This window comes from Dehalobacter restrictus DSM 9455, from assembly GCF_000512895.1.
Taxonomy (GTDB): domain Bacteria; phylum Bacillota; class Desulfitobacteriia; order Desulfitobacteriales; family Syntrophobotulaceae; genus Dehalobacter; species Dehalobacter restrictus.
The window spans coordinates 629296-655771 of the sequence record NZ_CP007033.1; the positions used below are offsets into that span (position 1 = coordinate 629296).

Annotated in this window: 25 protein-coding genes, 2 tRNA genes, 1 other RNA gene and 1 pseudogene; 23 read left to right on the forward strand and 6 right to left on the reverse strand. The window is 43.5% G+C overall.

All coding sequences use genetic code 11. From position 1 onward, the window contains the following. Nucleotides 1-376 precede the first annotated feature (376 nt). The 12 genes and pseudogenes from DEHRE_RS03025 to DEHRE_RS03075 all read left to right on the forward strand — a co-directional run bounded on the left by DEHRE_RS03025 (nucleotide 377) and on the right by DEHRE_RS03075 (nucleotide 11017). Entirely contained in the window at nucleotides 377-1366 is a 990-nt protein-coding gene (locus DEHRE_RS03025) for a deoxyguanosinetriphosphate triphosphohydrolase (protein WP_019225731.1), read from the forward strand. Nucleotides 1367-1492: 126 nt separating this feature from the next. Beyond that, nucleotides 1493-3327, forward strand: a pseudogene (gene dnaG / locus DEHRE_RS03030) (DNA primase). Continuing rightward, nucleotides 3314-4474 (forward strand): RNA polymerase sigma factor RpoD, encoded by a 1161-nt coding sequence (gene rpoD / locus DEHRE_RS03035; protein ID WP_015044571.1) that lies wholly within the window; start codon nucleotides 3314-3316, stop codon nucleotides 4472-4474. The pseudogene dnaG and the gene rpoD overlap by 14 nt, the downstream one beginning before the upstream one ends. A gap of 161 nt (nucleotides 4475-4635) precedes the next feature. Next, nucleotides 4636-4710, forward strand: a tRNA-Asn gene (locus DEHRE_RS03040). A gap of 8 nt (nucleotides 4711-4718) precedes the next feature. Further along, a tRNA-Ile gene (locus DEHRE_RS03045) sits at nucleotides 4719-4793 on the forward strand. A 66-nt stretch (nucleotides 4794-4859) separates the two neighbouring features. Then, the gene (locus tag DEHRE_RS03050) at nucleotides 4860-5723 is read left to right on the forward strand and encodes a tRNA (adenine(22)-N(1))-methyltransferase (RefSeq protein WP_242837019.1); all 864 of its coding nucleotides are present in this window, start codon (nucleotides 4860-4862) and stop codon (nucleotides 5721-5723) included. Beyond that, nucleotides 5708-6859: a Nif3-like dinuclear metal center hexameric protein gene (locus DEHRE_RS03055; RefSeq protein ID WP_019225728.1), complete on the forward strand. Its 1152-nt coding sequence runs from the start codon at nucleotides 5708-5710 to the stop codon at nucleotides 6857-6859. Before DEHRE_RS03050 ends, DEHRE_RS03055 begins: the two co-directional genes overlap by 16 nt. A 387-nt stretch (nucleotides 6860-7246) precedes the next feature. Next, nucleotides 7247-7611, forward strand: an RNA gene (rnpB, locus tag DEHRE_RS14210) — RNase P RNA component class A. Nucleotides 7612-8300: 689 nt separating this feature from the next. Further along, nucleotides 8301-8768: a hypothetical protein gene (locus DEHRE_RS03060; RefSeq protein ID WP_019225727.1), complete on the forward strand. Its 468-nt coding sequence runs from the start codon at nucleotides 8301-8303 to the stop codon at nucleotides 8766-8768. Continuing rightward, nucleotides 8768-9136: a hypothetical protein gene (locus DEHRE_RS03065; RefSeq protein WP_019225726.1), complete on the forward strand. Its 369-nt coding sequence runs from the start codon at nucleotides 8768-8770 to the stop codon at nucleotides 9134-9136. Before DEHRE_RS03060 ends, DEHRE_RS03065 begins: the two co-directional genes overlap by 1 nt. Nucleotides 9137-9720: 584 nt before the next feature. Then, complete coding sequence (locus DEHRE_RS03070; RefSeq protein WP_019225724.1) at nucleotides 9721-10179, forward strand: MarR family winged helix-turn-helix transcriptional regulator; 459 nt, start codon at nucleotides 9721-9723, stop codon at nucleotides 10177-10179. A 4-nt stretch (nucleotides 10180-10183) separates the two neighbouring features. After that, a complete protein-coding gene (locus tag DEHRE_RS03075) occupies nucleotides 10184-11017 on the forward strand; it encodes a DUF6544 family protein (RefSeq protein WP_026071861.1) in 834 nt (277 codons plus the stop codon). Between the two features lie 77 nt (nucleotides 11018-11094). Here the strand turns inward: DEHRE_RS03075 and DEHRE_RS14605 are convergent, their stop codons facing one another. Beyond that, nucleotides 11095-11271, reverse strand: a complete 177-nt coding sequence (locus tag DEHRE_RS14605) for a hypothetical protein (protein ID WP_242837020.1) — start codon at nucleotides 11269-11271, stop codon at nucleotides 11095-11097. Between the two features lie 26 nt (nucleotides 11272-11297). Beyond that, nucleotides 11298-11678 (reverse strand): hypothetical protein, encoded by a 381-nt coding sequence (locus DEHRE_RS14610; protein ID WP_026071860.1) that lies wholly within the window; start codon nucleotides 11676-11678, stop codon nucleotides 11298-11300. Between the two features lie 174 nt (nucleotides 11679-11852). On the opposite strand from DEHRE_RS14610, the gene DEHRE_RS15170 reads away from it, so the two are divergent. Next, complete coding sequence (locus tag DEHRE_RS15170; protein WP_019225721.1) at nucleotides 11853-12011, forward strand: hypothetical protein; 159 nt, start codon at nucleotides 11853-11855, stop codon at nucleotides 12009-12011. A 41-nt stretch (nucleotides 12012-12052) separates the two neighbouring features. Here DEHRE_RS15170 and DEHRE_RS03090 read toward each other — a convergent pair whose 3' ends face one another. Next, on the reverse strand, nucleotides 12053-12577 hold the full coding sequence (locus tag DEHRE_RS03090; RefSeq protein WP_019225720.1) for a hypothetical protein: 525 nt from the start codon (nucleotides 12575-12577) through the stop codon (nucleotides 12053-12055). Between the two features lie 234 nt (nucleotides 12578-12811). Between DEHRE_RS03090 and DEHRE_RS03095 the strand changes: the two genes are divergently transcribed. The 7 genes from DEHRE_RS03095 to DEHRE_RS03125 all read left to right on the forward strand — a co-directional run bounded on the left by DEHRE_RS03095 (nucleotide 12812) and on the right by DEHRE_RS03125 (nucleotide 19222). Beyond that, nucleotides 12812-14398, forward strand: a complete 1587-nt coding sequence (locus DEHRE_RS03095) for an LCP family glycopolymer transferase (RefSeq protein WP_019225719.1) — start codon at nucleotides 12812-12814, stop codon at nucleotides 14396-14398. Nucleotides 14399-14847: 449 nt separating this feature from the next. Further along, nucleotides 14848-15648, forward strand: a complete 801-nt coding sequence (locus tag DEHRE_RS03100; protein ID WP_019225718.1) for a DUF5685 family protein — start codon at nucleotides 14848-14850, stop codon at nucleotides 15646-15648. A gap of 17 nt (nucleotides 15649-15665) precedes the next feature. Further along, nucleotides 15666-16235: a DnaJ domain-containing protein gene (locus DEHRE_RS03105; RefSeq protein ID WP_019225717.1), complete on the forward strand. Its 570-nt coding sequence runs from the start codon at nucleotides 15666-15668 to the stop codon at nucleotides 16233-16235. 26 nt (nucleotides 16236-16261) lie between these two features. Then, the gene (locus tag DEHRE_RS03110) at nucleotides 16262-16672 is read left to right on the forward strand and encodes a Zn-finger containing protein (RefSeq protein ID WP_019225716.1); all 411 of its coding nucleotides are present in this window, start codon (nucleotides 16262-16264) and stop codon (nucleotides 16670-16672) included. Nucleotides 16673-17050: 378 nt separating this feature from the next. Next, nucleotides 17051-17497 (forward strand): DUF2975 domain-containing protein, encoded by a 447-nt coding sequence (locus tag DEHRE_RS03115; protein ID WP_019225715.1) that lies wholly within the window; start codon nucleotides 17051-17053, stop codon nucleotides 17495-17497. Nucleotides 17498-17511: 14 nt separating this feature from the next. Continuing rightward, nucleotides 17512-17730 carry a helix-turn-helix domain-containing protein gene (locus DEHRE_RS03120; protein WP_019225714.1) on the forward strand — a complete coding sequence of 73 codons (219 nt, stop codon included), beginning with the start codon at nucleotides 17512-17514 and terminating at the stop codon, nucleotides 17728-17730. Beyond that, nucleotides 17723-19222 (forward strand): DUF4153 domain-containing protein, encoded by a 1500-nt coding sequence (locus tag DEHRE_RS03125; protein WP_019225713.1) that lies wholly within the window; start codon nucleotides 17723-17725, stop codon nucleotides 19220-19222. Before DEHRE_RS03120 ends, DEHRE_RS03125 begins: the two co-directional genes overlap by 8 nt. A 213-nt stretch (nucleotides 19223-19435) precedes the next feature. Here the strand turns inward: DEHRE_RS03125 and DEHRE_RS03130 are convergent, their stop codons facing one another. Continuing rightward, nucleotides 19436-20323 (reverse strand): metallophosphoesterase family protein, encoded by an 888-nt coding sequence (locus DEHRE_RS03130; protein WP_025205229.1) that lies wholly within the window; start codon nucleotides 20321-20323, stop codon nucleotides 19436-19438. A gap of 173 nt (nucleotides 20324-20496) precedes the next feature. Here DEHRE_RS03130 and DEHRE_RS03135 point away from each other — a divergent pair, with 173 nt between their 5' ends. Continuing rightward, a complete protein-coding gene (locus DEHRE_RS03135; RefSeq protein ID WP_019225711.1) occupies nucleotides 20497-20643 on the forward strand; it encodes a small, acid-soluble spore protein, alpha/beta type in 147 nt (48 codons plus the stop codon). Nucleotides 20644-20806: 163 nt separating this feature from the next. Here the strand turns inward: DEHRE_RS03135 and DEHRE_RS03140 are convergent, their stop codons facing one another. Next, nucleotides 20807-21499, reverse strand: coding sequence for a DUF4412 domain-containing protein (locus DEHRE_RS03140; protein WP_025205230.1), 693 nt, complete (start codon nucleotides 21497-21499; stop codon nucleotides 20807-20809). A gap of 190 nt (nucleotides 21500-21689) precedes the next feature. Between DEHRE_RS03140 and DEHRE_RS03145 the strand changes: the two genes are divergently transcribed. Both DEHRE_RS03145 and DEHRE_RS03150 read left to right on the forward strand, forming a co-directional pair. Further along, nucleotides 21690-22157, forward strand: coding sequence for a YkvA family protein (locus tag DEHRE_RS03145; protein ID WP_025205231.1), 468 nt, complete (start codon nucleotides 21690-21692; stop codon nucleotides 22155-22157). A gap of 47 nt (nucleotides 22158-22204) precedes the next feature. Next, nucleotides 22205-23335 carry an aldo/keto reductase gene (locus DEHRE_RS03150; RefSeq protein WP_025205232.1) on the forward strand — a complete coding sequence of 377 codons (1131 nt, stop codon included), beginning with the start codon at nucleotides 22205-22207 and terminating at the stop codon, nucleotides 23333-23335. A gap of 21 nt (nucleotides 23336-23356) precedes the next feature. Here DEHRE_RS03150 and DEHRE_RS03155 read toward each other — a convergent pair whose 3' ends face one another. Further along, nucleotides 23357-26317, reverse strand: a complete 2961-nt coding sequence (locus DEHRE_RS03155) for an EAL domain-containing protein (protein ID WP_242837022.1) — start codon at nucleotides 26315-26317, stop codon at nucleotides 23357-23359. Between the last annotated feature and the right edge of the window lie 159 nt (nucleotides 26318-26476).

Genomic DNA, 26476 nt, shown 5'->3' on the forward strand with positions numbered 1-26476 from the left:
TATTGTGGTACCCAGACCTACCTACCCGAATATTGAGAGGTCTTGTCACTATAATGTCTTTACGTAATGTGGTAAGCAATCAGCCCCAGAGCGCAGTTAACTGACAATTTAACGTGAAAGATGACTTTTGCAGTATTTTGTAAATATTTTATTTTATGATACAATTTAATACTTTAAGCAGGATTTTTAAACTTAATGTTGAATTAAACAGTTAAAGAATTGAAAGAACGTCTGAAGGTTTTTTGTGAAAAATAAAAGACGAAGTACAAAGTCTTAGCTTATTCCGCCAGAAAGTGGCGGAATTGTGGCCTCAGGTGCTATTTCTTTTGTTTTCGCGTCTGATCCCTTTTGATTCTTGTGAAGAAGGTGGTTGTAGATGTCCCAGTCGATCAGGTTAAGAACGGAGGAACATGAATTTCAGCGGCTCTCGCCTCTGGCAGCGAAAAGTGCCGAAGCAAGGAGAACGAGAGAAGAAGTCGAATGCAGCGTTCGAACCAGGTTTCAACGAGACAGGGACAGGATTTTGCACAGCAAGCCTTTTCGCCGTCTGAAACACAAAACGCAGGTCTATATTGCTCCTGTCGGAGATCACTATCGAACCAGGATGACGCACAGCCTGGAAGTCGCACAGATCTGCCGGACTATCGGCCGGGCGCTGAGCTTAAACGAAGATCTGATTGAGGCAATTTCCCTGGGTCACGATGTCGGTCATACACCTTTTGGACACGTCGGAGAAGAAACGCTGGCCTCCCTGATCGGCCATTTTGAACACAATGAACAGTCGGTCAGAATCTACACTGTCCTTACCGGAAACGGCGAGGGCCTAAACCTCACGGAGCAGGTTCTGGACGGAATTCTACACCATACCGGTCCTGGGATGCCCAATACATTGGAGGGGCAGATTGTAAGGATTGGAGACAGGATTGCCTATCTCTGCCACGATTTTGACGATGCTTTGCGCGCTGAGATTCTGTCCGTGAACGACCTTCCGGCCACGATCAGAAAAGAGATCGGCTCCAGCACCAGCGAAATGATCACGACCATGGTCCTCGATATGATTCAGGCTTCCGAAGGCAAGGACACGATTTGTCAGTCCGCAGAAATCTCCGCAATCATGAAAGAATTCCGCGACTTCATGTTTGAGAGAGTATACTACAGCAGCTCACTGCAGGAGGAACGAAGCAAAAGCCGATTGATTTTGGGAATTCTTTTCGATTACTACCTGCATCACCCGGAAATTCTGCCTGAAGATTATCTGAGATGGACAGGGGGAGATCTGAAACAAGCCATCACTGACTATGTTGCGGGTCTGACAGACAACTATGCCATCAGCATCTTCAAACATCTTTTTATTCCTAAAGAGTAGCAGGGAGATAAAGTACTAAACAAAAAGTGCAAAAAATTGTCTCAAAATAAGAAGGAAAAATAAAAAGTTTATCGAAAAAGATAAAGACTTGTCAGAAAAACGTAAATCCATGAAGGGCGTGCTGGTATGGATTATAAAATATCTGAGGATTTTATCGAAGAAGTACGCCGCCAAGCTGACATTGTTGAAATTATCTCTGAACATGTGGTGCTGAAACGTACGGGCAAAAACTATCAAGGGCTTTGTCCGTTTCATTCTGAAAAGACACCGAGTTTCAATGTAAATCCCGATCGTCAGATGTTCTACTGTTTTGGCTGCCACACCGGCGGAAATGTTTTTTCTTTCCTGATGAAGAAAGAAGGCTTAGCCTTCATCGAAGCTTTGAAGAAGGTAGCCGGGAAGTATGGGATGGCGCTGCCGGAAAGAGAGCTTTCTTCGGAGGAAAGGAAGAACGAAGCCCAGCGCAGCCGCTGGCGGGAGATTCATGAGTGGGCTGCCTGCTACTACCACGACGTGCTTCTGCATCGTCCCGAAGGACAGGATGGACTGGCTTACTTTGAACACAGAGGGATTGGCCCCGAAGTCATCCGGGATTTCCGTCTTGGGTTTGCGCCGGACAGGTGGGATGGCTTGATCAGGGAGCTTGCAGACAAAGGAGTCGCACCGGAAGAACTGGCTGAATTCGGGCTCGCTGTCCGTAGGGAAACCAGTGAGCAGGAAATCAGTTATTACGACAGGTTCCGCAACAGGGTGATTTATACTATCCTCGATGTCAAAGGGGCTCCGATTGCTTTTGGCGGAAGGGTGCTCGATGATTCTACACCTAAATATCTGAATTCACCGGAAACAAAATTTTTTCATAAAGGACGCAATCTTTACGGCATTCATCTGGCTTCCCGGGGAATCAGGGAGGCAGGGTATTCTTTACTCCTTGAAGGGTATATGGATACAATCGCAGCGCAGAGAGCAGGCTTCACAAATGCTGTCGCCTCACTCGGAACCGCCCTGACTAAGGATCAGTCCAGGCTGCTTAAAAAATATTCAGGCAAGATCGTAATCGGCTATGACTCGGATAAGGCAGGGATTCAGGCAGCCCTGCGCGCCGGTGAGATCCTTCTTGATGAAGGCCTGAACATTCAGGTGCTGCTGCTCGAGGATGCCAAGGATCCTGATGAATTCCTGAAAAAGCACACCGTCGCTGAATTCCGCAAGAAACTCGAAAATACCATTACTTTCATCGAGTTTAAATATAAAATGCTGATCCGGGACACCCCCCTGCGGACCATACCGGATAAAGCAGAGCTGATCAGAAAGCTTGCTCCCGATATCCTTAAAGTTTCAAGCGTAGTTGAGAAAGAAGGATATGAAAGATATCTAAGTCTGGAGCTCGGTCTCACGCTCGAAGCAGTTCAGCACGAGATCGACAGCTTGACGAAGAAAACCAGAGGAAACAGGGGTAATTCCGAAATTTTTTCGCAACAACAGGATATTTCTGTAAAAAAAGAAATACTATAGAAGGGACGGACATTGACAGTTCTAACGAATCTTATGTCCATTTAGGAGTTTTCCGGGCCGAACAGACCATTCTCAGAATCATCCTGGAGAATCCCAATTATAAAAATCAAGTAGCCGACAACCTGGATAAGGAATTTTGGAGGCTGCAGGAACATAGATATATCTTCGAGAATTTCCCGGAAAACAGTTTGAATCTTATCAATGATGACAGCTGGTATGAGAAGGTTCAAAGGCGTCTTGCCGAAATATATGAATTGTCCATCGATTTCGATAAAGCCGATATGCTCCTTAAGGACTGCATTGCTTTGATTAAGGAGACAAAGAAGAAAGAGACGATCGAAGATTTGCAGGCCAAAATGATTTTGCTGGAAAAAACTGGAGATATGACTGGGGCGCTTGTCCTGCTCCAGGAGATAGGAGAGCGGTTGAAACGTGGCGAGAAATAATAAGAAACAATTTGTTGCGAATTATCCGCTGGAAGGGGAGAATTCCGTGACCGTAGATGAAATGAAAAAGGAAAATGTCTCGACTTTAATTGAGCTGGGCAAAACCAAGGGTAATCTTACCTATGATGAGATTGCCAATGCTTTGCAGAAGGTCGACCTTTCTGAGGACCAGATTGAGGAGATCTATGACCAGCTGAGCGGGCTCGGTATTGATGTTGTTGACGACAGCGTCGAAGTGGTTATCGACAAAGAAACAAAAGATCTTGCCGACGAGATCGCTAATGAAACAGACATTGACCTTTCCATTCCTGAAGGTGTGGGGATCGACGATCCCGTCAGGATGTACCTGAAGGAGATCGGCCGGGTTCCTTTGCTGACAGCGGAAGATGAGATTGAACTGGCTCTCAAGATGGAGGCCGGGGATGAAATGGCCAAGCGCCGTCTGGCGGAAGCAAACCTGCGTCTGGTGGTCAGTATTGCCAAGCGCTATGTGGGCCGCGGCATGCTTTTCCTGGACCTGATCCAAGAGGGCAATCTTGGTCTGATTAAAGCTGTGGAAAAATTTGATTACCGCAAAGGCTTTAAATTCAGTACGTATGCAACCTGGTGGATCAGACAGGCCATCACGCGCGCGATCGCCGACCAGGCCAGAACGATCCGCATACCGGTTCATATGGTCGAAACGATTAATAAACTGATCCGGGTCAACAGACAGCTCCTGCAGGAACTGGGCCGCGATCCAACCCCGGATGAAACAGCCAAGGTCATGGAGATACCGGAAGAACGTGTGCGGGAGATCTTAAAGATCGCTCAGGAACCTGTTTCTTTGGAAACACCGATCGGGGAAGAGGAAGATTCCCACCTCGGAGATTTTATTCCCGACGAGGATGCTCCGGCTCCCTCTGAAGCCGCGTCATTCATCCTGCTCAAGGAACAGCTTGAAGAGGTCCTTGAGACGCTCACCCCAAGAGAAGAGAAAGTCCTCAGACTGCGTTTCGGACTCGATGACGGACGCACCAGGACTTTGGAGGAAGTCGGCCAGGAATTCGGCGTAACCAGAGAAAGAATCAGGCAGATCGAGGCCAAGGCGCTGCGCAAGCTCCGCCATCCAAGCCGCAGCAAAAAATTGAAGGATTATTTAGACTAAAAATCAGGATTTTCTTAAAAAATTCTTGTTATGCTAAAGACAATAAATAAGACTAAAAAGGATTAAGAAAAGTTGAGATGAATCCAGATAACGCAAGATAAAATTGATAAAACATGCTTGACCATCGCGCAATAATTCCGTATAATAAACGTCGCAGGCTTTCCTCGATAGCTCAACGGTAGAGCAATCGGCTGTTAACCGATAGGTTGCTGGTTCGAATCCAGCTCGGGGAGCCATATTTTTTGGGCCTATAGCTCAGCGGTAGAGCGGCCGGCTCATAACCGGTTGGTCCCTGGTTCGATCCCAGGTGGGCCCACCACCAAAAATAATGAATTTGAAATCAAAAACAAAACTCTGGTGCAAGCCGGAGTTTATTGTTATAGGGATGATAACATTGAGGAATACAATGGTTTCAGAACAGCAAGATAATAAACTGGAAAATAAAACGGCCATAAAGCTTGGCTCCCGCCTGGAGACAATTGCGTCACTGGTGCCCGCCGGCGCCAGAATCGGGGATATCGGTACGGACCACGCCTATCTGCCTGTCTATCTGGTACAGGCCGGAGTGATTTGCCAGGCTGTCGGGGTAGATGTCCACAGAGGGCCTTATGAATCTGCTGTCGAAAATGTTAAAGCCTATGGATTACAGGACAACATCCAGATCCGGCACGGAGACGGACTGATTCCGCTGGAGTCGGGAGAAGTCGATACATTGGTCATTGCCGGTATGGGCGGCGTGACGATCCTCGAAATACTCGCCACGAAGCCGGACGTACTGCAGAGTGTTCAGACATTGATCCTTCAGCCGCAGGGCGCAGAAAACAGGGTCAGATTCGAACTGCTTTCTGAGGGTTGGAGGCTGAGCGAAGAATGTCTGACAGAAGAAGACGGCAGGCTGTATACCGTCATTTGCCTGTCCCGCTCAGAAGGTCTGGATAGAGAGGAAGTCGAACAGCGGATGAAGCAGGTCATTCAGGATATTGCCGCGGACTGTACCGGAGTGCCTGCGTTGGAAGCAGCAAAGGATCTGGAACAGACGCTGCGTAATTTCATCTGGCAGCTCGGACCGCTGATCATCGAACGCAAAGAACCCCGGTTAAACGACATCATTGCCGACACCACGAGCAATCTCAGAAGAGTCGTTCTGGAAATGATGCGCACAAACAGGGCTGCAGTTTCCCAGAGAGCAGAACAGATGAGGCAGGAAATCGCCATGATGGAGGTAATAAAAAGATGGCTGTATCAGTAGGCCAGGTTGAACAACTCATCGAAAAGATAGCGCCGCGTTCCTGGGCAGAAGACTGGGACAATCCCGGACTCCTGGTCGGCAGCAGCGCCCAGCGCGTCAATAAGATTTTACTGACGCTGGACGGAACCATGGAAGCCGTCGAAGAAGCTGTTTCGGAAAAAGCTGAACTGATTGTTTCCCACCACCCGCTGCTGTTTAAACCGCTGAAGAATCTCCGTATGGACAACCAGGCGGCCTTGGCCCCCCTATCGCTTTTCCGCAATGGGATCTCATATTATGCTGCCCACACGAATCTGGATCAGTCGTATTTGTCATCGAGCCTGACGTTTGCGGAAATGCTCGGACTGCAGAAAAAAGAGTTCCTGGAAACCACCTCTGCTGAGAAACTGATTAAGATCGTCACTTTTGTTCCGGAAGAACACGTCGAGACCATCCGGAAGGCTCTGACCGCCGAAGGCGTCGGCAGTGGAATTACCGATGGCGAGCACAGTGATGCCTACAGCGAATGTTTCTTCCAGACAAACGGTGAAGGCATGTTCCGGGCGCTGGACGGAGCCGAGCCAACTATAGGAAAAGTTGGAGAGCTGACCAGAGTACCCGAGATCCGGCTCGAGAGCATTGTCGAAGAGCGCAGCCTTGGCAGGGCGATTAAGGCTTTGCATAAGGCACATCCGTATGAAGAACCCGCTTACGACCTGATACCACTCCGAAATACCGGGAAACCCAGAGGATACGGGGTGATCGGAACATTACTGAAACCTGTCAGACTAGCCGATTTGTGGGAAGGATTTCTGAAGCAGCTTACGGAGAAGTATGGCCATGACTGTTCTTCAGTGCGATTGGCAGGAGATCCTGACAGAAAGATCAAAAAAATTGCCATTTTAAATGGCAGCGGAAGCAGTTTTGTGGCGAAGGCTGCCTTTAAGGGTGCTGATTTATATATCACAGGAGAGATCGGCTACCATAACGTGCTGGATTGTCTCGAATCAGGTATGGCCGTCGGTGAGCTCGGGCATTTTCTTAGCGAAATCCCAATGATCCATGCACTTTACGATTATATTAGAGCCGATCGAACAATGGATGACGTAGAAGTGGTTATCAGCGCGGCGAGCAAAATACCGTGGTTGAAGCGTTGATAAAGTTATCAACATGACTGAATTGTCTGAAAGATAAATCTATAGTTGGTTCCAATAGCGTCCTGGTTATTTTTGGGCGGATGATCATAAGAACTCAAAAGTTATGCACAATTTGTTCACAACTTGTGCATAACTAAGAATTAAAATAATTACAAAATTATAGGGAAAATTTGATTATAGTGTTATAAATTGTAGCTTGAATTTTGTTTTTGGAATGATATACTGTGATTACGCCGTAATTTGTCGAAGCAACTAATGTCGAAACAAATCATTGAATTCCTGATATACGCTATATGAAATAGGCAACAAATTGATTACGGCGATTTACTTTAGATACGCTTAAGAATTATTTGACCAAACACAAATAATCTAGTAAGATTGGATAGCGAAGTCAACCGGATGGTCGCGGGGACAAGTGCCGAAAGGTCGTCTCTGAGGAAAGTCCGAGCTCCACAGGGCAGGGTGCCGGGTAACGCCCGGCGGGGGGAGAATCCCTTTGAGGAAAGTGCAACAGAGATATACCGCCGCTGCCAAGCGGTAAGGGTGGAAAGGTGAGGTAAGAGCTCACCGGCAGTCAGGTAACTGGCTGGCCCTGCAAACCCCACCTGGAGCAAGACCAAATAGAGGAACGATGGAGCTGCCCGCTCTGTTCCCGGGTAAGGTCGCTTGAGACTGTCGGTAACGGCAGTCCTAGATAGATGATCATCACCTCGCAAGAGGTACAGAACTCGGCTTACAGGTTGACTTCCGCTATATTTCCGGGTAACATCTTTCAATTAAACGAATTTTGGGCTGGTTGCCCTGTCTTATAACTTGGTCTGGGACCAAGTTTTTTTATTTGTCAAAAAGGCTATAAGGATATAGAAATTTTCAGCTGCAATTTAGTATTTTTCCTTGTTCCTTTCTGTGGACCTTCGGAATACGCCGAAAAAGATGTGGCAACCATCGCCTTGGACAATATGCCCGCCGCTTATCACAAAGGAAGAAAGATTGCCATACATCGGATATCGTACCAAAAGAAAGATCCGATCATCAACGCCCACCAATACCGATTGATATTATTTACCAATAGACATAAATTTACATCGGTGTTGACAGGTGATATCTTTTTTTTAACTCATGTCTCCATTATAACTTAGTTTTTTAAAATTTGTGTTTGACTCATTGGGGTCATTATACACAGCCCCGTCCACTGGAACTTGCAACGGTGTTTCCGTTTAAATACATATTAGTATTAATTTGACAGTTATATAGCAAATATTATATAGTATTTACGATATCATAAAAATAACGTCATAAAAATAAAGGAAAAGGAGTATAAGCATTTATGAAAAGTGAATAAAATTATATAATATAAAAAGACTCGCATCAGTAAATATGAAATTAGTTAGTTTAGTTTTAAAAAACAGAAAGGGGAGTATGGTATCGCGTTTTTCAATATATGGATATCATACAAAGTATTTCTATGATACAAAAAAGGAAAATATTTACGTCGGTTGCGGTTGGTCTTGGAGTATTGTCTTTGGCTGTACTATTATTTGTAAATGTTAATAGAGCTTATTCAGACAGCGTTAATTCTCAAGAAGAATCTGCATTTGAAAATTTAGCAGTAGAAACTTTAAAAATAGACACAAATAAGGCTAAGCCTGTATATATGAGAGAAATATATGACGATAATGTTTCTGAATTGAATTCTGATTTAAGAAATAAATGTCAAGATGCTCTTAAATCTTTAACGAAAGATGGGACTCACAAAATAGGTGACTTCATGCCAGTATTTTTCATCGAAGGAAATGATAAAGTATCAATAGCAATTAAACATGATGACGGAACCTTAACTCTTGATGAATTTGATATATCAAAACATGACCCAATTAAATTAAATCATATAGCCAGAGAGGTGAAATAATGAATGGAAAAAAATTAAAAATTACCGTATTAATATTGGCATTTTGCCTTTTATGTTCCAATGCTGCATTTGCTTGGAATATGGCCTGTGATTCTGAACTCAGTAGCGGTATAATAAATATTGGAGGTTATTCTGTCACTAGTACTGACATAGTATGCGATGAAGTTGAAGCATATAGTGAACTTTATCGTAACTATACTCTTGTAGATTATGATTTTGTATTGAATTACGACGTTACTTGGGCACAAACCGAGGTTTCTGTCGGTAACCCGCTTGGAATACAGCATTTTGCGATTTATGGAGATCATCGATCCAAGGATGGTCAAGTGGAATATAATGATAGTAGTTATAGTATGAGAGACATTTAACTCTTAAAGGTAGAACAGACCGGGGATGATTGTGAATTAAAGAATTAATTATAAATATAATAATTTACAATTGGGCATACAAATAATTTTTTTACTCCCGCGCAGGATAGGGCAACGCTGGGGAGCGACCTCAGCGGCGCGTGAGGTTTTGCAGGGCGGTGTATTCATTCATGAAGCACCGCTTTTTTACGGCCCTGGAAAACCAAGCGATAAACCCAGGGGGTTCGGGGGCAGCAATGTCGTCAACTTAAGAACTTATATTACACTTTTTCCCCTAAATTTAGGATGCCTTATGCAAGGCAAGCTGGAAGGCTGAGGTTAAAAACAGAAGATGATATTGCCGATCTAGTGAAACAAGTCAGAAAAGAAATGTGGTAAACCACTTATTTCAATAACCGTAGAATTTGCAAGCGCTTGCAAATTCTACAAATTGAGAAATTTTGCCGCATCGAAGGTATAATTTTTTCGCAACAAAGGTTTACAGCAAAAGGATTGACAAATAGGTAACATGTTACATATACTAAAAAAGTAACATGTTACCTATTTATATGGAGGCAGTCAAGAACGATCTGGAGGTGTATCAGATGGACGAAATGAAAAAGCAGGCCAATATCTTCGGAATGATCTTTGTTTTAGCTAACAGGCTACAAGTACTTGGGGATGCTTTTGATCAGAATATTACCATTAAGCAGTGGCTTTTTTTAGTCAGTGTAGCCCGTTTTGAAGAACCGCCGACTGTTAGCGAAGCAGCTGATTATATCGGTTATTCCAGGCAGAATGCCAAACGTCTGGCAGCGACGCTCGAAGAAAGCGGATTTATAACCATCTCCAAAGACAAAAATGATGCCAGAGCTTTGAGAATTGCACTCACCCCCAAATTTAACACCTATTTTGGCGAACGGAGACACAGGGAATTAGCATTCATGCAGAAGCTTTTTAACGGATTTGACCCTGAATCAACAGATGGATTTTACCAAGGGCTAGTCAAGATCGGTCGCAATATCGAAATGATGGAGAATGAAAATGAAAAGATTAAGGAGTAAAAAAATGATAACGTTAGGTGTTGTTACAGGTATTCTTGCAGCGATTATTTTGCTGGCCGTCGTTTACTTTATCCAACCTTATTCGTCTTTAAAATCAGACTTTAATAAGACGGCTGCCCAGCTTATTTCCGAGACCCGACCGGAAACAGAAATGTTTTCGCAGCAGGATATCGCCCATCTGCCTGAGCCTGTACAAAAATATTTTAATCACTGCGGCTATATCGGTACTTCCAAAATGTCCTGGATGAAAACCGAATTTAAAGATGTACCTTTCTCCACCGGCGTGGATAAGGCAACGCTTACCATTGACTATACGCAGTACAACTTTGTTGAAACGCCGAACCGCTTGGCTTTCATTGACAGTGCGATGTACGGAATACCTTTTCAGGGCTTCGACAGCTACAATCAGGGCGTGGGCTCCATGAAAGGCGTGATCGCCAAAGCCTTTACGCTGTTTGACCAAAAAGGTGTCGAAATGGATAAGGCCTGTCTGGTAACGGTTCTCGCAGAGAGTTTGTATGTACCGAACATTGCCTTACAAGACTACATCACTTGGGAAGCGATTGACGATACGCATGCCAAAGCGTCGATTACTTCCTTCGGTATAAGTGCGAGCGGCATCTTTACCTTCAATGAAGTGGGAAAAATGTTTGAATTTACCACCAATGACCGAATGGCTGTAGGTTTTGACGGCAGTAAGCAAAGCATCCCCTGGTCGGCGGTATATGAAGGTTATGAGAGGAATGAGAACGGCATTTTCAAACCGACCATTTTAAAGGCAGTCTGGCATTATCCGGAAGGTGACCTGACATATTTCAACGGAAAAATTTCTTCTTAATCAAGGTAAATTAAACGGTTATAAAAAGAAAAGCCCTCATATAAAATTAAGAAAATAAATAAATTTAGAGAAAATATTTATCGTTTAGCTTCAAGCCGTTCTAGTCTTTCAGAAACACGTTGATTGGTTTCGATCTGACTCTCGCGGAAATCGAATAAAGCATTGACTTTTCCAGAAAGATCATGCTCCACACGCGCTTGGCTTTGGCGCATATGGATGATGTCCCCCTTAATCGTTTGTATGTCCTGCTGCATCAGCTCTTGGCTAACAGCAATTGTATCTATACTCGTCCAGATTTGCTGCTGGCCTGCCTTGAGCTCTTGCTGATTAGAGTGAAGTTTCTGCTGGCCTGCCTTGAGCTCTTGCTGATTAGAGTGAAGTTTCTGCTGGCGCCTGCCTTGAGCTCTTGCTGATTAGAGTGAAGTTTCTGCTGACTTGCCTTGAGCTCTTGCTGATTAGAGTGAAGTTTCTGCTGACTTGCCTTGAGCTCTTGTTGATCAGAGTGAAGCTGCTGCTGACCGGTCTTGAGCTGTTGCTGATCAAAGTGAAGTTGCTGCAGCCCTTCTTCAAACCGATCCTGCCGGTTATCAAGTCGTTCCATTCTTTTCCCAAGAGAACCCAATTGATCCAGTACCAGTTCCTGAAATTGATCGTTATCCATCTGGTTTACCCCCTTTCAGTTGAGGTTACTTCCTACTGTCCTTATTATACCATATAATGGATGATATGAGAACGTATGTTTGCTTGAAGTATTTTTGTTTTTGCCTTTGGACAAAGATATAAGTATATTTTATAGTGTTTCTAGTGTAATGGAAATGGTCTGGATGACCAATTTATGTTGGCAACAGCATTGTCTAGGACAAATTTTATAATCGAGTACCTTCAGGCTGGCTTTTTAGATTACCTGACTGAAGATCAAAAACTTTTTATTTTGAAAATGGCACAAAAAAAACCGCCGATGAGCGGTTTTGTTTCTCCCAAAAGTTATACCTGAGGTCTATAGATCTCTTGTTTAACTGTTGAAATTTAAATTATCTAGATCAAACGTACATTCATATTCACGGTTGGATGATCTTCAACGGAATCTTGGATGAGATTATTACTATAGGATTTTTGGGATTTTTGGTGTTTTAGATACTGAGCATAGTGTTGCAGCCATAAGGCATGAAATTCCTTATCAATCTTAAAGTCTATGAGCTTATCTAATAAATCTGAATTCAGGTTTTCTTCTACTAAGTCAGCGTATATTTCCAACATCTGATTTTCTAAGGCAAACCCAATCTTACAGATATTTTCCTGCCCGGCTAATTCAATCGCCTCCCCGATAATGCTCCCGGCAATGTCAGCAATACTTGCTGTGATTAGCGGGATGTCTATGTTATGTTCACGAAAAAGCTCAGTAAAAAATTCAGCATGCTTTTTATCAGCTTCGACGATTTTGAATAGAGCTTTGTTAAATATCGGATCGTCGCTTTCAGACAATTGGGACTGATAATAATGGATCTGAAGGTTCTCCAGCTCGTAGATCCTTTTTAATTTTGCTGTTCGTTTTTCATCCATTTTAAATCTCCTATAGAAGAGTAAGTATTCATTAGTTTTCTCTGGTTTTGTAAAAATTATTTGCCAACGATCTCTCAAATTGCATGCCGAGAATAATGGTACTATCTCAAAGATCAGATCAAATCGATTTCACTAAGCAAGAAATGTTGGATACTGCGATAAAATTTATTGCTTGGTTGGCAGAATAACAAAAAATTGGTATTGATACATGCGGTAATAAGTGGTATGTTTTTTATGGCACAAAATCAAAATGGGGTGAATGTATTGGTTGAAAAAAAGAGAAAGAAGAAAAAACTGAAAAAAGTTTTTATGATCATAGCACTGGTAATCGCAGGCATTGTTGCCGGGACGGCAGCATTTGCCTTCTATTTCGCTAAAGGAGGCAATCTGCCCGGCGACAGTGTGAATTTGAACAATCGGGTCAGTATTCTTTTGATCGGGACGGATAAAAGGCCAGGGGCAAGTTCTTACAATTCGGACTCGATCATTGTAGCCAGCTTTGACCCGAAGACGAAACTTATTTCCTTACTGTCCATTCCGAGAGACACCCGGGTAACACTCCCCGGATCAAAAAGCTATTGTAAGATCAATGCCGTTCCCATGTTAAAAGGGATTCCGGAGCTGGAAAAACAGGTTACCGAACTGACCGGTATTGAGCTGGATGGGTATGTCCTGACGAATTTTAATGGGTTCAAGGATATGATCGATACGCTGGACGGGATCACCATTGACGTGGAAAAAGACATGAAATATGAGACCGGGGATAAAGAGGACGGCTATATCAACCTAAAAGCCGGGGTACAGGAATTAGACGGGACAAAAGCGCTCCAATATGCCCGTTTCCGTCATGACGCAACCGCCGATATCGGGAGAACCGCCAGGCAGCAGAAAGTACTGACCGCTGTGGGTAAAAAAATGCTTCAGCCTGCCACCCTATTAAAATTGCCCGAGCTGATTCCGGAATTAATGAAGGCTGTGGAAACAGACTTGTCTCTGAAAGATCTCCTAAAACTCGCCGGGGCGGCCAAGTCCTTTGAAGATGCAACGATCGTGACCCAAACACTGCCCGGCGATGCAATTAATCTTGATGGGTTAAGCTACTGGGAGGTAAACAGAGACGCAGCCAAAGAAGTCGCTCAGAACCTTCTTTTAGGTAAAACCACTGATAAAGTCTGGGACAGCACGGTCCTTGCCTCCTTGGATCCGGAAGTTAAAGCCCACCTTGCGGCCCCGTCTACGGCAGCTGCGATCGATATACCGGAAATATCCGGCGTAACTGCACCTGAACCGGGGGCGATACCCGTGACAACGATCCAAACGGAGCAGTATTCAGGAACAATCACCTGGTCGCCTGCTGACAGTACCTTTGTTGACGGCCAGGAATACACGGCGACGATTACGCTTGTTCCTAAAGCAGGGTATACCTTAAAAGGCGTCGGTGCGAACTTCTTCACCGTACCGGGAGCAGCAGCGCATAATGCTGCAGGATCCGGGGTCATTACGGCAGTGTTCAAGGCGTTACCACCTATAACGTCAGCAGCCACCATCGACATTTCGGAAATAGCCGGGGTTACACCGCCTGCACCGGGAGCGGCACCTGTGACAGCGACCACCGAAACGGAGCAGTATACCGGGTCGGTCACCTGGACGCCGGCCGACGCCCCCTTTGTGGAAGGCCAGCAATACACAGCGACCATCACGCTGGTTCCGAAAGAAGGATATACATTGGAAGGCATTAGCGCAAACTATTTCACAGTGCCGGGTGCAACAGCGACAAACGCGGCCGGATCGGGGGTCATAACAGCGGTATTTCTACTATGATGCCGTATACCAATACCGTATTAACCAGCCGGGGTTGTCCAACAAAACTGCCTTTGAAGTCAGGCTGAAGAGATCCTGATTTCAAAGGCAGAATACTGCGTACGGCGGAACGGTTTTGGTCAAGTTTTGTTTATAATGGCAATTCGGGGGAACGCAGCCTTTTGTCCGCTGCTGTTCTGAGTTACCGGGAAAATGGAGGTTATATTCATTTTTATATTAGCAGTAAATTTTCGCAAAACAAAATATTCGTAGTTGCATCAACATTTTCCTTCTGGTATAATTGCGTTATCGTAAATCAAAGGGGAGTAGCTGGATAATAAAGTCGTCAAGACGGATTTCGATCCCGGCTTTATTGCAATTGACTGATTGTAAGCGAGACCTTTGCCCTTGGGGGTGAAGGTTTTTTTATTTATATTTAAATATGATATGAATGAAGTCAGGTGAAAAATATGTTCGGTTATGTCGTCGCCAATATCGATAAGCTAACTGCCGAAGAAAAACTACACTATCGGTCGTGCTACTGCGGTTTATGCCAGACGCTGGGAGACCGTCACGGCACCCTTAGCCGTATCACACTAAACTATGACATGACTTTCCTCGTACTGTTCCTTTCCGCGCTTTATCAGAAAGATACCACCATTCAAACCGGGCGATGCATCATGCATCCCCGCAAACCTCACTGCTATTGGCATAACGAGATCTCAGATTATACCGCCGATATGAGTATTGTCCTGACTTATTTCAAATTTCTCGATGATTGGAAGGACGAACGGAAGATCCTGTCGCTGGGTGAAGCCAAGCTGTTCGAAAAGAAATACAGGCAGGCTGCCATCCGCCATCCCAGGCAATGTGCTGTCATCAGTGAGTGCTTGAACACCCTTTCCGACATAGAAAAATCAGGGGAACTGAAACCGGATATTCCTGCAGGTTGTTTCGGCAGACTCATGGGCGAAGTCTTCGTTTTCCAAGAAGATGACGATGCCCAAGATTTACGTAACTTTGGAGAATCGCTTGGCAAATTCATTTACATTATGGATGCCTGTCTTGATCTCAAAATGGACATCCAAAAGGAATGCTATAATCCGCTGACTGCGTTGTCAACAGATCATTTTCCGCAAATATTAAATCTGCTTATGGCCGACTGTATGGAAAAATACCGGCAACTGCCAATCAAACGCGATCAAAACCTTATTGAAAACATTCTCTATTCAGGCGTTTGGACAAGGTATGAAGCAGCGAAAAGAAAGTAAAGGGGAGATAAGAAAGAATGATATCCGATCCTTATCAAGTACTTGGTGTTCCTCAGACGGCTGCGGATGATGAAATAAAAAAGGCCTATCGCAAACTGGCCAAAAAATACCACCCGGACCTGAACCCCGGCAATGCGGAAGCGGCTAAAAAAATGAGTGAAATCAATGCCGCTTACGAACAGATCAAAAGCGGAAACCCCTACCCAAACACCTATTACAACGGGAGCAACGCTTCCCGAGAATATGCTTCCTCAGCGTATGATTCGGTAAAACACTATATCAATTTGGGCTATTTTCGCGAGGCGTTGAATATTCTGGCCAGGATGAGTGACCGAAGTGCCGAATGGTACTATTGCAGTGCTGTTGCCAATGCCGGTATCGGCAACATCATCACTGCGCTGAACCACGCCGAAACAGCCGTACGCATGAATCCCGGCAATCCGGAATACCAACGCATCTTGAATATGCTGCAACGCGGCGGACACGTTTATCAGCAACAAAGACGCGGCTTCGGCATGCCGAATGACACGCTGGACAAACTCTGTTTTGGCTTATGTATCGCGGACCTTTGCTGTCCGTTCTGTTGATGAAAATAGCGTAAGGAGTGTGGGCAATGGGTAATTTGAAAAATAAGCTGACACGTTTGATGATTGGCCGGTACGGCATTGATCAGTTGTATTATGCTTTACTTGGGGTCTGGTTTGTATTACTGATCGCCAATACGTTTATCCGTTCAGGAATCATCAGTATTTTGATGGGGGCTGTTCTGGCTGGAATGATCTTCAGAACCTTATCCCGGAACATCTATAAAAGACGCCAGGAAAACGATAAATTCATGAAAATGTGGAATAGGATTAAGGCTGAAGGTTCTTTGACGATGCGCCGAATCAAAGAAATTAAAACCCACCGTTTCCGCAAATGCCCGCACTGTAAAAGAGTACTTCGGCTGCCGCGGCGAAAAGGCAAACATACAGTAAAGTGCCCTTGCTGCCATCATGAATTCGAGCTCTGTATCCGCTTATAACTAAGAACAAATAAATTTGATCATCGTAGTACTTCATAAACAGTAAGAACTAAAAAGAATAACCTTGGAACTTTCAAGTCATTCCAAGGTTATTTTTTTGGTTAATATTTTGCTTTGATGATCTGTTTAATATTTTTTTCCATAGAAGAACGAGTAAATCAAACTGCAAGTGGGTTACAAAGCTGCATTTTGTTTTCGTTACAAAGACCGCGTTTTGATTTACAAAATGGCATCTCGCCTTTCAATTAAGTTTTCAATTTAGTCGTTTGAGTTTATCTATAAACAACATAAATATATTGATAAATGATAAATTAATATTGACTTACAATAATATACCATTTACAATAGAACCAAAATAGATAGAAAGGGTATGATACAATGTGGAATCCAAGTAAGTCCGTAAGACTATCTTCCATTTGTACCAAGATCGCCATTGTCCTGGTCATATGTGCAGCTTTTGCTATGCCGAATTTAATCCCTACATATGTAAACTATACAGGAAAAGATCCTGAAATCATTCATTCCTTGCTCCTAACGGTCTATGCCTGTGTTCTGCCGGGGATGTTATCGTTGATCTGTCTTGGCAGGCTTCTTTCCAACATCAGGCGGGAAGAAGTGTTTATAGAAAAAAATGTCAAACTCCTGCGGGTGTTGTCATGGTGCAGTTTTGTCGTCTCCGCCATTTTGTTCATCTCAGGATTTTATTATATTCTTTTTGTGATTATAGCCGTTTGTGCCGCTTTTTTAGGGCTGATCCTGAGAGTGATCAAAAATGTTTTTGAACAGGCGATTGTTATCAAAAGAGAAAATGATTTTACGATTTAGGGGAGGGATTCTCATTGATTGTCGTTAATCTCGACGTTATGATGGCAAAAAGAAAAATTTCTGCCGGTGAGCTGGCGGATAAAATCGGAATCACTCCGGCTAATCTTTCAATTCTAAAAAACAATAAGGCAAAGGCTATCCGCTTTTCGACCCTGGAACAAGTTTGCAAGGTTCTGAATTGCCAGCCCGGAGATTTATTAGAGTATCGGAAAGGAGAACAGGAAGATGAATAACAGGGAGATGAATAACAGTACGGATACGGCAACCTATACAAGGAGTGATATTGTTTTCGCATTGGCAATGCTGGTCTGCGGCTTCTTATATTGGAATCTGATCCTGGCTGCCGGTCTTGGTGCGGGTGTTACCTTATTTGCAGCAGTATTCTGTCTGTCTACCGTCCTATATCTGAAATCAGGTAAGTTCCGTCAAACAAGAACGAGCTGGTTATGTTTCATTGTCATTATCCTGTCGTCCCTGGTTTTTTTGCTTTTTGATAATATCCTGATCAAAGGACTGAATTTTATCTTTCTTACAGCCGCTGTCATCTATTGGATCAGCCTGTTTACGGGCAGAAACCTGGAGAAAAGGATCTCCGCCTATATCCTGGGCGATCTTTTTAATCAGGTTTTGGTCATCCCATTCCGCAATTTTGCCTGCTGCTTTGGCGCGGTCAAGAGACTGTTTGGCAGAAATCAAAAGGGGAAATCCCTTCTGGCCGGCGCGGTTGGTATTCTTGTGATGATTCCGATCCTGGCCGCAGTCATCAACCTATTGACACGAGCCGATGCTGTTTTCGCAGGGATGATCGCCAATCTGCAGTTTTCGGTATCGATGAATATTATCGTCCAGATATTGATGGGAATTCCCGTCGCCTGTTATCTGTACGGATTGATTTACGGCGACCGGCATGGGAGGAATACGGGATATGTCACCATCGAGACTGTTGACAAAACGGCCGCTGCTTTCCGTTTTTCCCCGGGAGTGACCGTATACACCGCCTTGACAGCGTTGAATCTTGTCTTTGTGGTTTTTTTTCTTTCTCAGATCACCTATCTTTTCTCGGCATTCAATGACCGTCTCCCGGAACTCATGACGCATGCGGAGTATGCCCGCAGAGGTTTTTTTGAACTTTGTGCGGTAGCCGGGATCAATATGGTCGTGATTACGGTGGCCCATCTTATTGTGAAAAGGGACAAGGTGAGGATTCTGCAAATAGAAACAGCCATTTTATGCCTTTTCACCCTGATGTTGATCATTACGGCCATTAGCAAGATGGTGATGTACATCCATTATTTTGGTTTGACCCCGCTGCGTGTCTATACGACTTGGTTTATGCTTGTGCTGCTCTTTCTGTTTGCGGTGATTGCCGTCAGACAGTTTAAAAAATTTAACGCAGCCAGGATCATGCTGGTCGGATTTGTAGTGTTTTTCATGATCCTGAGCTACGGGAACATCGACGGCCGAATCGCTGCCTATAATATTGACAGGTACAGTAACGGAACCCTGGAGAATCTCGATGTGCAGGCTTTGTCCGGCTTGTCTGATGCAGCGGTCCCGTACATCTACACCTTATACCAGGAAACAACGGATCAGAGCCTGAAGGCGGATCTTAAAGCAGCCATTGATCAATCAGCTGGATCTGCGCTTGGAGCGTCGCGTCAAGAAACATTCCGGGATTTCAATTTTCAGCGGCATACGGCGGAAAGCATCAGAAATATGCTCTGATAGCTCCGGCAGCCAATACAAAAGGGCTGTAACACCACTTAGCCCCAAATGAAGGATAGGTTATTTTAAATCGCTATCCAACGGCGTTACTTACAGTCCCAGTCATCAATAAGGAGCGGACGCTGTCAATGATCGGCGTCATGGTTTCGGTTGGCGCAAGTGCGGAGCTTGTAAATATCATGACGATACAAAATAAGAGGAAAGACCAGAGACTTAAAGGTATCCCTTTAAGTCTCTGGGTCCTGCAAGAACTTCCCGGCCTATATACAAGGTACCGTTATCCTTGGTTTTGATATTCCATTTAACCAGTGTAATATTGCCTTCCGCGATCTCTATGCCTGTGATCGAACGCGGATGAACACAACTGCCGTCATTAAAATATAGCGGTTTCCCCGCATCAGGGAACATGGGCCTATGGGTGTGACCGGCAATCAGCATGTGCTTTTCCTGATTGACCCATTCAGTAAGGTTTTGTTCTATAGAATCCTTCTTATGATAATTTTTGGCTGTACTGGTGGGGTCTTTAAAACCGAACAACTCAAGTTTCTTCCATACATATCTGACCAGAAATCTTCTTAACCCCCAAAACGTATAGTCCAACATACTGCCTTGGTGCCCATGGATCAAAAGAATTTTTCGGTCTGAATCCTTATACCGTAAAACGAGCCCCTCGTGAAATTTAACATTCTCAAATAAAGGAACGTGACGGTTTTCCTCGGCATCATAGTACCGGTTAAAGCATTTCTGTACAAAATGATCATTGCTTTTGACCATGTCATGGTTTCCGTAAATGAAATAAAGGCGGCCTTCATTATAATATTTTTGCAGGAGTGAAAATGTATCCTTATGAACAGGCACGATGTCCGACATGTTTTTATACTTCCACAGTTCGTCACCGTCACCAAGCTCGATATACGTGTACTGTTCCTTATAATAATGCGTTAACGCTGCAAAATACAGATTCTCATTCCCGGAAAAATCGTCAGCCCAGCTGCCGTCCCCCCTATGGACATCACTCATTAAAATCATCTTCGAGGAATCGTCAACAGGGATTTCTTCAGCAGATTGAAAAGCTTTGGATATACGATCCACAGCATTCATAGGATACCACCCGCCCAAAAGCATCTTCGTTTAATGTCAATATATTCAGGGGGCAGTATCAAGAGTGCCGGTCTTTTTTGACTATATGATCTATAACAAAAACTGCCAGTGTAGAAAAGGTAAATATGTTAATAATAAGTGTACATTCCAAAAAGGAAAGGAGGGAAAAAGTAATGGCAAAATATAGACTTCCTATAGACAAGAGTCAGGCAGCTAGTTCAATGGGTGTAAACTTAGGCCCTGATACATCTGCTAGACAAAATGGTTCCGTAGGTGGATACATGGTGAAGAAGACTTTTGAAAGCCTCGGCATGCGTTAAGACTGATTTTCGAGAGCAAATGATTATAAGCCGGAAGGGAACCGTGAGAGAATACGGTTCCCTTTTCTTTAACCTTAAATAGGATACCTCAGAATTTCAATCATTATACCGGTAAAAAATTCCTAAAAGTATTTGGAAGAAGTCATGGAAATCCTCATGGGATTTATTGAATAAGAATCTCTTTCGGTAAGTCAAATGTACCTTCGGGGATGGAACCTGCACCGACTTTAATGTCTGTATATTCTGAGGTATTGGTCTGCCCGTCCTGAACCAGTTCAAACTTAATGACGATTCCGTATTTTGTGCTTAACCAATCTTTATAATTCCCTTGGCCGCTGGTTACAGAAATTATTTTGCATTCCAATCCGTTAAGCGTTTGTGTTCCGATGATTTGGTAACTTACATCAGCATTTTCATCTGTATCTAATGCCAGTGAATAGTCCATGGGGGTAATATTGTCATTCCCTTTATATTCGTTAATATTTACCTTGGCAGCCACAATTTGTCCTGGCCGGTAGGAAACGATTTCTCCCTTTTCTAAATCGAAGATGGAGACCGTTCTTTGCCCATTCGTAATCGTATCCGTTTTCATTTTGGTATCTTTAAACCAAACGTTGCTTTCGGAAGATACTCCCGCATTCGTTGTTACAAGATGATAAGAGATCTCTCTGAGACCTGTACCTTTCATAATTAAGTTTGAAACCACTTCCTGATCACTGGTGTTATTGGTTCCAGCGGAGGAAACTGCAGCCGAAGGAGCAGAAGAATTGTTTTTAAAGCTGCAAGCGGAAAGGATCAAGGTACTTATGAGCAATAGGACGGTAATCGTAAGAAGCTTCTTGTCAGTGATTTTCATGATTTACCTTCTCCAAGCGTAAGAGTTTATTGTCGGTTAAGAAGATATTCGTCATGGACAGGAAAATACCCTTTGAAACCTTGGTGCAATTGTTAGAGAAAGAAGCTACAATAAAAGCAATAAAAGACGACGCCTATAAAATATTCTGTTGTACATAAAATAACGAAAAATAACGAAAAGAGGTTAGATCATGAGTGACCAAATGAGGAACGACCATGAGAACGACCATAATGATTTTTATCAATCTCTAAGGAAAAAGATCAAGGATTACTTCACAAGTGAGGAAGGTAAAACGAATAAGTATGCAGAGTATATCCTGATTGCCCCCGACTTATTTCATCTTCTGTGCAAATTGACTATAGACAAGGAAGTCAACGTAGACGATAAAGCAAAACTGGCGATTGCGATTGCTTATTTTGTCTCACCGATTGATTTAATCCCTGAGCTTTTTGTAGGACCGGTAGGATTTGTTGACGATATATCCGTGGCTGCTTATGTCCTGAACACCATTATTAATAACACGAACCCGGAAGTTGTCCGCAGGCACTGGGCCGGTGAGGGTGATATCCTGATTAAAGTCCAGGAAATCATAAAAGTTGCCGATAATATGGTTGGCACCGGACTGTGGAAGAAAATTAAAGAGATGCTTAGTAAATAACGCAATAGGGTATAACAAAGAATGAAGATAAAATGGAGTGTAATATCATGCAATATACGCTACTAGGAAAAACGGGACTCCAAGTTTCAAGGCTGGGGCTTGGCTGTATGCGATTCCCGAAAAGTGAAAAAGAAGCGATAGAAATGGTGCGGTATGCGGTAGATCACGGAGTCAATTACCTGGACACCGCTTACATCTATCCAAACAGTGAAATGATTACCGGGAAAGCGCTTCAAGGGGGCTATCGGAATAAGGCGTTGATCGCCACCAAAAGCCCCATATGGAAAATCGGCAAACACGGAGACTTCGAGAAATACTTGGATGAAGAGCTGAAACGCTTGGGAACCGATCATATTGACATGTATCTTCTCCACAACATGAACCATGACAACTGGGAGAAAGTCAATCATTTTGATGGTCTTACTTTCCTTGATAAAATGGTCCAAAAGGGTAAAATACTGCACAAGAGTTTTTCTTTTCATGGGACACTGCCGGCATTCAAACAGGTCGTGGATGCCTTTGACTGGGAGATGGCACAAATTCAGCTGAATATTCTGGATGAAAATCAGCAGGCCGGGATTGAGGGGTTGAGATATGCGGCAGGAAAGGGTCTGGCGGTTGTTATCATGGAACCGTTAAGGGGCGGCTACATGCTGGCTAACGTTCCCGAAGCAGTCGCTGATTTGGTTCATCAATATCCGGAGAAGAGATCCTTGGTCGCGTGGTGTTTCCGCTGGCTTTACAATATGCCTGAGGTTTCCGTGATTCTTAGTGGCGCCAGTACGCTGGAGCAGTTGAAGGACAATTTGCGGATCTTTGATGAATCTGCAGTCAACGTAATGTCCGAGGCCGACCAAAATCTGATCAAAAAAATCCGGGAAGCTTTCGAGTCCAATAACAGCATCGGCTGTACAAGCTGCAGCTATTGTATGCCTTGTCCCCAAGGCGTAAGCATTCCTGAAATATTCAGACTCTACAACAGCCACCAGCTCATGAAAACGCATTGGGTAGACAAAGGGATGTACAGGGAAAGTCTGCTCCCCTCCGGTTCCGGAGCTGATCAGTGTATTTCTTGCGGAATCTGTGAGGAACATTGCCCACAGGCGCTGAGTATCCCGGTCTTGCTGAAGAAAGTACATGAGGAATTTACAGCGAAAACAATCGGTGGGTGGAGTTGATTTTGTAGAAAGACTATGTATCTATAGGATATTGGCGCATGGTTTTCTTAATAATTCTTCGATTTCCTCAGCAGGCATTGGTCGGTAGAAATAATAACCCTGAACCTCGTCGCACATGTTCTGACTTAAGAATTGTACTTGTTTCTCGGTTTCCACCCCTTCGGCAATAACCTCCAGGTCTAGATTTTTAGCAAGATTTATGATGACTTTGGTGATTGCTCTGTCTTTTTCATCTTTTTCAATACCGTGAACAAAATGCATATCCATTTTCAATCGATCGATCGGCAAATTTTTCAGCCTGTTTAAAGAGGAGTATTCTGTGCCAAAGTCGTCGATAGAGATGGTAATCCCTAACTTCTTAAAATCGTTTAAAACCTGAATAATATTTGCTTCATTTATCGCAGAACCTTCTGTAATTTCCAATTCCAGATACTTGGGTTGAAGTCCGGTTTCTTGAAGGACATTTGCGATCTGACCAACAATATTCGGGTTGCGAAGTTGATTTACCGAAATATTAACAGACATCCGCACCGGAGGATATCCTTTTTCCTGCCAGATCTTATTTTGCCGGCAAGCTGTTTTAAGTACCCATTCTCCGATCGTGTTAATGATCCCACTTTGCTCGGCAATCGGGATGAATACTGCCGGGGATACCATTCCCAACTCCGGATGCTTCCATCTTAACAAAGCTTCCATTCCGATGATTTTTGCTTCCGGAAGATGGACCTGGGGCTGGTAATACACCAACAATTCTTCGCGTTCTAAAGCTCGGAACAGACTGTTTTTCAGTATCATTTTATTCCGAATGTCCTCTTTCATCTCGGAAGAACAGAGGGCATACTGGTTTTTCCCTTTCTCTTTGGCCTTATACATTGCAATATCCGAGTTTATAATCAACGTTTCTGTATCTTGTCCATCAATAGGATATAGCGCAATCCCTGCACTTGCTGTAACAAAGAATTCCTTACCTCTTAGTACCGCCGGTTCTTTGAATAAACCCATTATTTTATCGGCAATGGCCATAACATCTTGATAGTCGGAAATATTATTCAGCAAAATCAGAAATTCATCGCCGCCAAAACGGGATACTGTGTCGGTTTTGCGGGTACATTCCAATAATTCCTGCCCGACTTTAGTGATCAGTTCGTCCCCGCCTTCATGGCCCAAAGTATCATTAACCGTTTTGAAAGAATCAAGATCCAGGAAAATCACCGCGAGCATCTTTTGAATCCGGCCGGCTTGGTGGATCGCTTGCGTAACCCTGTCCTGGAACAATACCCGGTTGGGTAGCTTCGTTAAATGATCATAGTAGGCTAATTGTTTAATTTCTCTTTCCGCCTGGACTTTCGTCAGAGCGTCTCCCAAAATATTTGCAATGACCTTGAGTAAATCAATCTGGTCTTCACGCCATTTTTTAGGGATTCTGCGGGAATCAATCCCAAATGAGCCTAATATCTGACCGTTTCCAGCAATGGGTAGGCAAATTTCTGATTTTGTATGAATAATTTTACCCTCTGATATCTGATTCATGAGGATCGAGTCTTCCGCTCCCGGGCATTCTATCGCTTCGCTGACAATAAGACCATGCCGGTACCAAGCAAACGGAAGGGTAACGCGATGTTGCTCCCTGTCCAGTAAATAAATCCATGCCCTGTCCATCTCAAAAAACCGTCCGCATTCCTCAAGCGCCTGATTGATTTTCTGCTCTAAATTCATTTGATTTGCTGTGATGAAATCCGAAGAAATCTTCGAGATTAATTTCTGCAGTTTTATCTGCTCAGCGTTTTCTCTCAGTCTGCGAATATACAGTTTATTGACATAGAAAGCCAACCAAAGAACGACAAGGAAAAATAAGATTCTTGCCAAATAGTCTTGAGCATTTATCTCAACGTTAACCTTTGGCGTGATGAACCAGCCCAGAATCTGGGTAGATATGATGGAGACTCCCAATGAAGCTAAGATAATGCGTTGATTGAACACCAGGGCAATAATTACAAAAATAATAGGAAACGCCCAAACCGTAATACTCCCGGTTTCAATAAACCTTAAAGTAAAAATTGGAATGGCCAGAACATTCACCACAAAATAAATAATATCTTTTTTATTTTCCGCGATAGGCATCCACTTCACGAACAAAATGACAAGTCCTAGAAAAAGGACAGCAATACTTGTCAATATGACAGGCGTTAAATCGTTCGTCATGTTAAAAAGAAAAAACGAAACAAAATTAATAACGCCGCAGGCAAACATAGCAAAGGCCATATAGCTGATAATATTGCCGCGGGTGGATTCATTTAAGATGGTTTCCTCAGCATTGATGATCTTCTCAGGCTTCATCAGTCCGTATTTTTTAATAGCGTAGTAAATGACGATGAGCGACATCGAGATAATAAAAGGAGCCAATTGGGGAAGCGGCATTTTCCAAAAAGTGCTGGCGACAATATCCGTAAAGGATGCAAAGATTAAGGTTGCAATAATCCAAGATAGGATGAGCCTTGCCTTTTTCTTACTACTCCGGGCAGAAGCTCTTCTCCCCCATAACCAAATCATTCCTGCGGAAACAATGCAGAAAATAATATAATAATAATTGAAGAAAGAATTAAAGCCACTATTCGGAACATTAATCCAGCCATTGACCGTATGAATTAATTTATACTTAGATTCCGCAGAACCGGAGATCCCATAAATATACATTGTCAGGACGGAGGGGAAATAAAGCAGCAGGTATAGCCACCATTTGTTTAACAAATTTTTTTTCTCGGTTAGAATTAAACTGAAATGAAGCAGGATACTGAAAAACGAACCCCAACCAACGACTGAGATCCTACGCCAGATTAAGCTAAGTTCTTGATTCTGGGCAGAAACGCAAATGGAAAACCCGAAAGCCCATAGACTCAAGGAAATACACAGTACAAAAAAAGCTTTGTTCAATCCGGCTTTCGGGTCAAGATAAAGTGTATAGGCCCCAAGAGAGCTGCTCATTACACAAGAAAAGAAAAATAAAACTGAAAAAAAATGTGATGATTCCATATTTCCCTTCTCTGATGGAAATACTGCTAAGATCAGATTTACATCATTTTTGATAAAGTAATCAACGGCTGTTAAACAAATTATTCTACTTTTAACTACATTTTCCTTCAT

Bases quoted from the DNA above. Each gene is read 5' to 3' on its own strand.
- DEHRE_RS03025 (WP_019225731.1), top strand. From the start codon at position 377: ATGTCCCAGTCGATCAGGTTAAGAACGGAGGAACATGAATTTCAGCGG.
- DEHRE_RS03050 (WP_242837019.1), top strand. From the start codon at position 4,860: ATGATAACATTGAGGAATACAATGGTTTCAGAACAGCAAGATAATAAA.
- DEHRE_RS03055 (WP_019225728.1), top strand. From the start codon at position 5,708: ATGGCTGTATCAGTAGGCCAGGTTGAACAACTCATCGAAAAGATAGCG.
- DEHRE_RS03060 (WP_019225727.1), top strand. From the start codon at position 8,301: ATGGATATCATACAAAGTATTTCTATGATACAAAAAAGGAAAATATTT.
- DEHRE_RS03065 (WP_019225726.1), top strand. From the start codon at position 8,768: ATGAATGGAAAAAAATTAAAAATTACCGTATTAATATTGGCATTTTGC.
- DEHRE_RS03070 (WP_019225724.1), top strand. From the start codon at position 9,721: ATGGACGAAATGAAAAAGCAGGCCAATATCTTCGGAATGATCTTTGTT.
- DEHRE_RS03075 (WP_026071861.1), top strand. From the start codon at position 10,184: ATGATAACGTTAGGTGTTGTTACAGGTATTCTTGCAGCGATTATTTTG.
- DEHRE_RS14605 (WP_242837020.1), bottom strand. From the start codon at position 11,271: ATGCAGCAGGACATACAAACGATTAAGGGGGACATCATCCATATGCGC.
- DEHRE_RS14610 (WP_026071860.1), bottom strand. From the start codon at position 11,678: ATGGATAACGATCAATTTCAGGAACTGGTACTGGATCAATTGGGTTCT.
- DEHRE_RS15170 (WP_019225721.1), top strand. From the start codon at position 11,853: ATGTTGGCAACAGCATTGTCTAGGACAAATTTTATAATCGAGTACCTT.
- DEHRE_RS03090 (WP_019225720.1), bottom strand. From the start codon at position 12,577: ATGGATGAAAAACGAACAGCAAAATTAAAAAGGATCTACGAGCTGGAG.
- DEHRE_RS03095 (WP_019225719.1), top strand. From the start codon at position 12,812: ATGGCACAAAATCAAAATGGGGTGAATGTATTGGTTGAAAAAAAGAGA.
- DEHRE_RS03100 (WP_019225718.1), top strand. From the start codon at position 14,848: ATGTTCGGTTATGTCGTCGCCAATATCGATAAGCTAACTGCCGAAGAA.
- DEHRE_RS03105 (WP_019225717.1), top strand. From the start codon at position 15,666: ATGATATCCGATCCTTATCAAGTACTTGGTGTTCCTCAGACGGCTGCG.
- DEHRE_RS03110 (WP_019225716.1), top strand. From the start codon at position 16,262: ATGGGTAATTTGAAAAATAAGCTGACACGTTTGATGATTGGCCGGTAC.
- DEHRE_RS03115 (WP_019225715.1), top strand. From the start codon at position 17,051: ATGTGGAATCCAAGTAAGTCCGTAAGACTATCTTCCATTTGTACCAAG.
- DEHRE_RS03125 (WP_019225713.1), top strand. From the start codon at position 17,723: ATGAATAACAGGGAGATGAATAACAGTACGGATACGGCAACCTATACA.
- DEHRE_RS03130 (WP_025205229.1), bottom strand. From the start codon at position 20,323: ATGAATGCTGTGGATCGTATATCCAAAGCTTTTCAATCTGCTGAAGAA.
- DEHRE_RS03135 (WP_019225711.1), top strand. From the start codon at position 20,497: ATGGCAAAATATAGACTTCCTATAGACAAGAGTCAGGCAGCTAGTTCA.
- DEHRE_RS03140 (WP_025205230.1), bottom strand. From the start codon at position 21,499: ATGAAAATCACTGACAAGAAGCTTCTTACGATTACCGTCCTATTGCTC.
- DEHRE_RS03145 (WP_025205231.1), top strand. From the start codon at position 21,690: ATGAGTGACCAAATGAGGAACGACCATGAGAACGACCATAATGATTTT.
- DEHRE_RS03150 (WP_025205232.1), top strand. From the start codon at position 22,205: ATGCAATATACGCTACTAGGAAAAACGGGACTCCAAGTTTCAAGGCTG.
- DEHRE_RS03155 (WP_242837022.1), bottom strand. From the start codon at position 26,317: ATGAGCAGCTCTCTTGGGGCCTATACACTTTATCTTGACCCGAAAGCC.